This is a genomic window from Bradyrhizobium sp. Kon69 (assembly GCF_055807515.1).
Map to the genome: position 1 here is coordinate 199,716 of NZ_JBVVOS010000014.1, position 7,678 is coordinate 207,393.

Below are 7,678 nucleotides of genomic sequence, written 5' to 3' on the forward strand. Positions count from 1 at the left end.
CTCAATTGCTGGGCGTTGTGGTGCGGCCGTCGAGCCACTTCTGGAACATCACCGAGGTCGATTCCTCGAAGCCCAGCGACTGGTAGAACGCATTGGCCTGCTCATTGCCGCGCCGGACCAGCAGCTGGAGCTTCAGAATTCCAGCTTGGCGCAGCCAGTCCTCGGCCGCCGCCATGATGACGCGTCCGTAGCCACGCTTCTGGCTGTCCGGATCGACGGCGACGTAATAGACCCAGCCGCGATGGCCGTCATGGCCGACCATCACGGTGGCGACGATGGCGCCGCCGTCGCGGCCGAGCAGGATCGTGGAATTGTCGCGCCGCCGCGCCAGCGCGATGTCGGCCTGCGGATCGTTCCACGGCCGGGTCAGGCCGCAGCGCTGCCACAGCGCGACCACGGGCTCGACATCGGCCTCGGTGATCGCCTCGATCCTGAGCGCACTCACAGCACTTTGCCCGGGTTCATAATTCCAAGCGGATCGAGCATCGCCTTGAACTGTCGCATCAGCTCGATTGCGGTCTTGTCCTTCACCTCGGGCAGTTCGTCGCGCTTGAGCACGCCGATGCCGTGCTCCGCCGAGATCGAGCCGCCCATGCGCAGCACGATGGCGAACACGACCGCGTTCATCTCGTGCCAGCGCGCCAGATAGTCCGCGGTGTTGGCGCCGATCGGCTGGCTGACATTGTAGTGCAGATTGCCGTCGCCGAGATGGCCGAACGGCACCGGCCGCGCGCCGGGGATCAGCTTCACCACGGCTTCATTGGCCTCGGCGATGAAGGCGGGCACGGTGGCCACCGGTACGGAAATATCGTGCTTGATCGAGCCGCCCTCCGGCTTCTGCGCCGACGACATCTCGTCGCGCAGCTTCCAGAAGCCGGCGCGCTGGGTCAGATTGGCCGCGATCACCGCGTCGTCGACGATCTCGTCCTCCATGGCGCGGCCGAGGATGGTTTCCAGTGGCGTGCGGGCGTCGTCGCCGGGCGAGGACAATTCAATCAGCACGTACCAGGCATGCTTTTGCGCGAGCGGATCGCGCACGTCGATGCCGTGGCGAATCGAGAAATCGACCGCCATCTCCGACAGCAGCTCAAAGCTCGTCAGCGCATTGGCGGCCTCGCTTTGCGCGATCGTCAGCAGTTTCAGCGCGGCGTCCGGCGACTTCAGCCCGACGAAGGCGGTCTCGATCGACCGCGGCTTCGGAAACAGTTTTAGCGTCGCCGCGGTGATGATACCGAGCGTGCCTTCGGCGCCGATGAAGAGGTTGTGCAGATTGTAGCCGGTATTGTCCTTCTTCAGCTTGGAGAGCACGTTGAGCACGCGCCCGTCGGCCAGCACCACCTCGAGCCCAAGCGCCATCTCGCGCGCGACGCCATAGGCGAGCGCGGCCGTGCCGCCGGCGTTGGTCGAGAGATTGCCGCCGATGGTGCAGCTCCCTTCCGCGCCGAGCGAGAGCGGAAACAGCCGGTCGACGTCCGCGGCCTTCTGCTGCGCGATCTGCAGCACGACGCCGGCCTCACAGGTCATGGTGTTCGACGCGGTGTCGACCTCGCGGATCTTGTCCAACCGGCGCAGCGACACCACCACCTCGCCATTGTGCGGGGTCTGGCCGCCGACGAGCCCGGTATTGCCGCCCTGCGGCACCAGCGCGATTTTGTGCTCTGAAGCGAGCTTGCAGATCGCGGCGACTTCGGTGGTCGAGCCGGGGCGCAGCACCAGCGGCGAGCGGCCGTGGAACAGATTGCGCTCCTCGGTGACATAGGCCTCGATGTCGGCCGCATCGGTGATGGCGTGCCTCTCGCCGACGATCTTGCGGAATTGTTCGATCAGCTCGGACGCAAGCGGTGGGGCGGCGGAATGATTGACGTTCATTGTCTTGTCTCTTGCTTCGCTCTTACCTCGCGACAGCCGCCCGGCGCAGCCGGTCGTTGATCGCTTCGCCCAGATCTTGTTCGGGGATCGCCATCACCGCGATCGCCCGCGGCCCCCTCGCATCGAGGGCGCGAAGATAGCCGAACAGATTGGCGGCGGCTTCATCGAGATCGCCGCTGGGCGACAAATTCATGACCGCGGTGGCGGCCTCCAGGCCGGGCAGGCGCGCGGAGCCGAACGCCAGCAGCGCTTCGCCCGGCGCGACGTCCTGCGCATTGAGCCGCACATTGGCGCGCGGCGCGTAATGCGAGGCCAGCATGCCCGGCGCCAGCGGCTGGCTGTCGTCGCTGTCGGCCTCCGCGGGCAGTCGCGCCAGCGGCGCACCGAGCACGGCCTCGATCCGCTCGCGTGACAGCCCGCCGGGCCGCAGCAGCATCGGCGCCGCAAAGCAGCCGACGATGGTCGATTCGACGCCGACCGTAACCGGCCCGCCGTCGACGATCAGGTCGATCCGCCCCGCAAGGTCGCCCTCGACATGGGCGGCTAGCGTCGGCGAGACGTGGCCGGAGAGGTTGGCGGATGGCGCCACCACCGCCCCGCCAAAGGCGCGCAGGATCGCCTGCGCCACCGGATGGGCCGGAATGCGGATCGCGACCGTGTCCAAGCCCGCGGTGGCAAGCTCGGCCACCGGGCAGTTCTCCGTCTTCGGCACCACCAGCGTCAGCGGCCCCGGCCAGAACGCCTCCGCGAGACGCAAGGCGCAGGCGTCGAATCGCCCGATCCTGCGCGCGGCCGCGAGGTCGGCGACATGCGCGATCAGCGGATTGAAGGCCGGCCGCCCCTTGGCGGCGTAAAGATGGGCGATCGCGCCGGCATTTCCGGCGTCCGCCCCGAGCCCGTAGACCGTCTCGGTCGGGAACGCGACCAGCCCGCCGGCGGCCAATGTCCGGGCGGCAGCTTCCGCGCCGGCCTCGCCGGCCGGTAAAATCAGCGTTTCAAGACCCGTTTTCACAGGGATAAGATTCCTCAGCTCGGCCGCTTGCGGTGCGCCAAACCCGACGCTATAAGCCGGCCTCTTGTCGGAGTGTGGCTCAGCCCGGTAGAGCACTGCGTTCGGGACGCAGGGGTCGCAGGTTCGAATCCTGCCACTCCGACCATTCTTCCAAAAGTCGACGTTTTTCTTGAGGCTCGGCGGACCGGTCGCCGGGGCCTCGGAAGCGCCTTATTGCAACGATTTAGGGCGCGGGTCCACGGCCGATTTGGCCGGGCAGAGGCGTGTGCCGCAGCGGCATGGCTTTCTTTTCGCCGGCATCCCTGATCCGGCGTTGCACGGTAGGTCAGAGAATTACCGTCTCGCCGCGAGCGAGCCAATCAAAAGCACCGCCAGGCGCGGCTCCCACGCGGCCCTCCTCTGACCCTTCCGCAATTGCCTCGAAACCGCCGGAGCTCATTAAGCGCTCGCGCTCGGGACGATCGGTTGCCATCCGGTCAGGCCGCCGGTTAGATGAACCTGCACGCGATCGCAGCTTTCAAGCAGCGCAATCGGCCAATAACAAAAAACAGGGCAGGAAATCATGAACAAGAAAATCGTCGCGATCGTTGCAGCTTTTGGTTTCGCTGCTTGCGGATCGGCATGGGCCGCGTGGCCGGAAGACAAGCCAATCGAAGTCGTCGTCGGCTTTGCGCCCGGCGGCGGTACCGATGTCATGGCTCGCAAACTTCTTCCCTTTGTTGAGCGCGCGCTGGGCGGCAAGGCGAAGTTTGTCGTCCTGAACAAGCCTGGCGCTGGTGGAGAGATCGCGTTTGCTGCGATCGCGCGCGCGGCGCCCGACGCCTATTCGATCGGCGTCGTTAATGTGCCGGGCTATAACTTTCTGCCGATGACGCGCAAAACCCAATACACGACAGATGAAATCCGGCTGGTCGCACGGATCGTTGAAGATCCAAACGTCATGGTGGTTCCCGCGGACAGCAGATTCAAGAATCTGCCGGATGTCATTGCCGCACTTCGCAGCAAGCCGGGCTCGGTGACGTTTGGTCACAACGGTGCCGGCACGAACGGTCATTTGGCCATTCGCATGCTGGCAGCAGCCGCGAAGGTCGAGCCCAACGAAATCTCCTATAGAGGAACGGCCGCGCAGCGGACCGATCTGTTGGGTGGGCACCTGGAAGTCGGGATGGTCACCCTCAGTGAGATTCCCGAATTGCATGGCACCAACAAGGGACCACTTCGCGTCATCGCGATCCTGTCGAAGAAGCGCTTTCCATCGCTGCCCGAAGTTCCGACGGCGGAGGAAGTGGGCTTTCCGGTCACCACGACGGCAGAACGCGGCTTCGCGGTCCCGAAGGGCGTTCCGGACGACATCGTCAAGAAGCTGGAAGCGGGGATTGCCGAAGGCCTGCGCAATCCCGAGTACCTGACGAATTCGCCCGGCGACGAGCCGGTGATCGCCTTCCTGACTGGCGCTGAGTGGCAGAAACGCCTCGACGGCATGTCTGAGGCGTTGCGTCCTTATGCTGAAGACATGCGCGCGAACGAGCAGAAGTAATCAACCCTGCTGTCGCCGGCGGTTGTCGCGGGCCTACCGCCTCGCCACCAGCACGCCGATCATGAACGCAATCATCAGCGCGGGCAGCGGCGCCTCGCGAACCATGCCGCGAACGACATGTGTCCAATTTTGCTCCGGGACGAGGTTCGGAGACCTGATCTCCGGCGTTGGCGTGATGCCCCATTCGGAGGCGAGTTCGGCAATCTCGCTTGAGGCGAGCCGCACGCCGTCGCGGACGCGGAAGATGGCGGCGTCCGCGCGCTCGCGCGGCGCCAGCAACATCATCGTCGTGACGGCCGTACGCAGGGTCATCTCGCCGTAGCCTTGCAGCCTGACCGATTCCTCGGGGTCGGACGTCATCGGAAATCCCTCACAGCGCGAAATGCTCTACAGCGCGAAATGGCGCGCGATGGTGAAGGCCATCGTCGCGCACAGGACCAGCGTGGATACCGCGCCGGCCACGCCGCGCGCGAGATCGGCCCGCGTCAGGTGCCTGGTCATGATTTTGCTCCATGCTCGGCATGGCAATGGCGGGGAGGCGGCGTTGGTTCCTTGCCCGACGGGCGAACGCCGGCTATTTCCGCAGCAGCTCGCTCAGCGCCGCCGTCGCCTCGGCGCAGCGGATGTCGTCGATCTCGCGCGACAGGCTGAGGGCGCTCGATCTGAGCTCTTCGACTTTCCAGCTCTCCGGGTGCTGGGTCTCGAGTTGACCGAGCCGCTTGTTCAGATCGTCCAATCTGGTTTGCAATTGTTCGACGCTGGCGGCCCCATTCACCACCCAGACTCGTTGCGCACGCATCGTAGTTCCCCTGCTCGTCTCACGGGGTTGTGAGAGGGGTTCGTGGCCGCAATGGGAGTTTCTTTTGTCCGGCTTCAGACGGACGGGAACCGTTGCAGATCGGCAACGGGAGTTCCCTCGCGTTAGCGTGCGTCTGGAGCTCGGCCGTCACCGCATCAGGCCGCGCGCGGCCACTCGGTCGATTGCTTTTCAAGCCGGCTTTCGAGAATCGCGATGCTCACCCGGATATTGTCGCGCCGGGCCCTCAGGTTCTGCGCGAGCATGGGGTAGGCCACGTTCTGGGGATCGGAGATTCCGGCCTTCCGCTCTTCCTCCAGAATGTCGGCGTCGATCATTCGCATGCGCCAGCGCAGATCGGAGATCAATGCGTGGAGTTGGGTTGGCATGGTCGCTTCGAAACGGGACGTCGGGTGCATGATCGCCTCACGATGAGACAGACCCACTGCGGGTCTGAGGGATTTGACTCCCTCGCAGCAAGCGGAATGCCAGTGCACCGGCTGAGCGAGTTCCTCGCGCGATTGCTACGACGTTGCGCCGGAACGATTGCCACTCTTTCCCGTTGCTGCAGGGCCTCGATAACGAGGCGATCGAGGGACCCATGCCGCTCATCCGCTATTTCGTATTCACCGGCGGCGCTCTGCTCGCCCTCCTGTACCTTGCTGATTACTACCTGGCCGGCCCCATGAGCGCCGCCGCCGAAACCGGGCCGGACCTCTCGATCGCCCGAATTCATTCTGCACAGACCTGGCCGGAGAAGATCGTCTTCGACACCAACGTCCGACAGATTCCGTTGACCAAAACCGTGGTGTCAACGTCAGATGCGGCGGCGCCAGTCGCGCCGGACGGTACGCGCCAGGCATTTGCCATGGCGGCGCAGCCCGCCGCAGAGCCCAGGCAGGCCAAGGCGGCCGCTCCGAACAAGCGCGTCGCGGAGCGGCATCGTCGCCGCCAGCCGTCGCGCATGGCGGCGCGCAGTCAGTTCTTCAACGAGCCCGTCGCCGCAGAATGGTGAGTGCCGCTCTGCGACGGTGTTTTCGCGCGACGTGATGCGGTCGATCGCCATTCATCCTCGGCGCTCCCCACGTGACGGTCGAACTGCCTCTCGGTTGGGCACCGTGCCGGACAGCGAGGCTGTGCGCGCGACGCATCGCGCGATAGTCTCTGCCGCGACCTGACCCAGGAAGCGGACGAGGGAAAGATTCGTGGCGAGATTTGTGACGATCGCGGCCGGCCAGCTTGGCCCTGTGGCGCGGACAGAGACCAGAACCGCGGTCGTGGCGCGCCTGATGGCCTTGATGCGCCAGGCGCACGCCAACGGCTGCGACCTGATCGTCTATCCCGAGCTCGCGCTGACCACGTTCTTTCCGCGCTGGTATTTCGAGGATCAAGCCGAGATCGACAGCTTCTTCGAGCGCGAGATGCCGGGGCCGGAGACGAGAGGCCTGTTCGATCTCGCGCGCGAGATCGGCATCGGATTTTATCTTGGCTATGCCGAGCTGACGGTCGAGGCCGGAATGGTCAGGCGCTACAACACCTCCATCCTGGTCGAGAAGAGCGGCGCCATCGTCGCCAGATATCGCAAGGTCCATCTGCCCGGGCATGCCGAGCACGAGCCCTGGCGCGAATTCCAGCATCTGGAAAAGCGCTATTTCGATCCGGGCAGCAGTTTCGGCGTGACCGAGGCCTTTGGCGGCGTGATGGGGATGGCGATCTGCAACGATCGCCGCTGGAGCGAGACCTATCGGGTGATGGGGCTGCAGGGCGTCGAGATGGTGATGATCGGCTACAACACGCCGGTGCACAATCCGCCCGCGCCCGAGCATGACGATCTCTCGCTGTTCCACAATCATCTGGTGATGCAGGCCGGCGCCTATCAGAACGGCACCTTCGTGGTCGGCGTCGCCAAGGCGGGTGTCGAGGAGGGCGTCGACCACATCGGCGGAAGCTGCGTGATCGCGCCCTCGGGCGAGATCATGGCGCGATGCACGACCAAGGGCGACGAGATCGCGCTCGCCCGCTGCGATCTCGATCTCTGCAACTCCTACAAGCGCACCACCTTCAATTTCGACGTTCACCGTCAGCCGCAGGCCTACGGCATGATTGTCGAACGGAAGGGCGTGACCCTGATGGCGGACGGAACGCCGGTGCGAACGACAGGGTGAGCTCCTGTAGCCCGGGTGAGCGAAGCGATACCCGGGACCGCTGCGAGAGTCCCGGATGTCGCTTCGCTCATCCGGGCTACAAGACCTTGCCGTCGGGCAAAACAGCCGGCGGGTGTCAATCCGTCGTCGCAAAAATATTCCACTTTACCGAAATTCGGTTTTGGCGTATGTGTCGGTCATCCCGGCTCATCCTTGAGGGGCGATCTCGTTGTCGTCTTGATCGCGAGCCGGGCTTGCGGTGGACGCGGCAGCGTCGGCATGAGAGGTGCGGGCAGGGCGGGTAGTCCCTGTGAGCCCGT

At 65.0% G+C, this 7,678-nt stretch carries 9 protein-coding genes and 1 tRNA gene; 4 read left to right on the top strand and 6 right to left on the bottom strand.

The annotated features are described in order from the left end of the window. Position 1 precedes the first annotated feature (1 nt). Genes AC0L3U_RS20145 through AC0L3U_RS20155 form a run of 3 tightly spaced genes read right to left on the bottom strand, consistent with a single transcriptional unit; the run spans position 2 to position 2,881 of the window. Positions 2-445 carry a GNAT family acetyltransferase gene (locus tag AC0L3U_RS20145; RefSeq protein ID WP_473362925.1) on the bottom strand — a complete coding sequence of 148 codons (444 nt, stop codon included), beginning with the start codon at positions 443-445 and terminating at the stop codon, positions 2-4. Next, positions 442-1,869, bottom strand: a complete 1,428-nt coding sequence (locus AC0L3U_RS20150; RefSeq protein WP_473362926.1) for an FAD-binding oxidoreductase — start codon at positions 1,867-1,869, stop codon at positions 442-444. Before AC0L3U_RS20150 ends, AC0L3U_RS20145 begins: the two co-directional genes overlap by 4 nt. A gap of 22 nt (positions 1,870-1,891) precedes the next feature. Then, positions 1,892-2,881, bottom strand: coding sequence for an L-threonylcarbamoyladenylate synthase (locus AC0L3U_RS20155; RefSeq protein WP_473362927.1), 990 nt, complete (start codon positions 2,879-2,881; stop codon positions 1,892-1,894). 68 nt (positions 2,882-2,949) lie between these two features. On the opposite strand from AC0L3U_RS20155, the gene AC0L3U_RS20160 reads away from it, so the two are divergent. Both AC0L3U_RS20160 and AC0L3U_RS20165 read left to right on the top strand, forming a co-directional pair. After that, positions 2,950-3,026 (top strand) — tRNA-Pro (locus tag AC0L3U_RS20160). 417 nt (positions 3,027-3,443) lie between these two features. Further along, the gene (locus AC0L3U_RS20165) at positions 3,444-4,418 is read left to right on the top strand and encodes a tripartite tricarboxylate transporter substrate binding protein (protein WP_473362928.1); all 975 of its coding nucleotides are present in this window, start codon (positions 3,444-3,446) and stop codon (positions 4,416-4,418) included. A 33-nt stretch (positions 4,419-4,451) separates the two neighbouring features. On the opposite strand, the gene AC0L3U_RS20170 is transcribed toward AC0L3U_RS20165, so the two are convergent. The 3 genes from AC0L3U_RS20170 to AC0L3U_RS20180 form a co-directional block, all read right to left on the bottom strand. After that, on the bottom strand, positions 4,452-4,778 hold the full coding sequence (locus tag AC0L3U_RS20170) for a hypothetical protein (protein WP_473362929.1): 327 nt from the start codon (positions 4,776-4,778) through the stop codon (positions 4,452-4,454). A 214-nt stretch (positions 4,779-4,992) separates the two neighbouring features. After that, on the bottom strand, positions 4,993-5,217 hold the full coding sequence (locus AC0L3U_RS20175) for a hypothetical protein (protein ID WP_007594875.1): 225 nt from the start codon (positions 5,215-5,217) through the stop codon (positions 4,993-4,995). A 155-nt stretch (positions 5,218-5,372) separates the two neighbouring features. Continuing rightward, positions 5,373-5,633: a hypothetical protein gene (locus tag AC0L3U_RS20180; RefSeq protein WP_027516488.1), complete on the bottom strand. Its 261-nt coding sequence runs from the start codon at positions 5,631-5,633 to the stop codon at positions 5,373-5,375. Positions 5,634-5,815: 182 nt separating this feature from the next. On the opposite strand from AC0L3U_RS20180, the gene AC0L3U_RS20185 reads away from it, so the two are divergent. Next, complete coding sequence (locus AC0L3U_RS20185) at positions 5,816-6,229, top strand: hypothetical protein (RefSeq protein ID WP_473362930.1); 414 nt, start codon at positions 5,816-5,818, stop codon at positions 6,227-6,229. A 190-nt stretch (positions 6,230-6,419) separates the two neighbouring features. Then, on the top strand, positions 6,420-7,379 hold the full coding sequence (locus AC0L3U_RS20190; RefSeq protein WP_473362931.1) for an N-carbamoyl-D-amino-acid hydrolase: 960 nt from the start codon (positions 6,420-6,422) through the stop codon (positions 7,377-7,379). Positions 7,380-7,678 lie beyond the last annotated feature (299 nt).

Bases quoted from the DNA above. Each gene is read 5' to 3' on its own strand.
- AC0L3U_RS20150 (WP_473362926.1), bottom strand. From the start codon at position 1,869: ATGAACGTCAATCATTCCGCCGCCCCACCGCTTGCGTCCGAGCTGATC.
- AC0L3U_RS20165 (WP_473362928.1), top strand. From the start codon at position 3,444: ATGAACAAGAAAATCGTCGCGATCGTTGCAGCTTTTGGTTTCGCTGCT.
- AC0L3U_RS20170 (WP_473362929.1), bottom strand. From the start codon at position 4,778: ATGACGTCCGACCCCGAGGAATCGGTCAGGCTGCAAGGCTACGGCGAG.
- AC0L3U_RS20175 (WP_007594875.1), bottom strand. From the start codon at position 5,217: ATGCGTGCGCAACGAGTCTGGGTGGTGAATGGGGCCGCCAGCGTCGAA.
- AC0L3U_RS20180 (WP_027516488.1), bottom strand. From the start codon at position 5,633: ATGCACCCGACGTCCCGTTTCGAAGCGACCATGCCAACCCAACTCCAC.
- AC0L3U_RS20185 (WP_473362930.1), top strand. From the start codon at position 5,816: ATGCCGCTCATCCGCTATTTCGTATTCACCGGCGGCGCTCTGCTCGCC.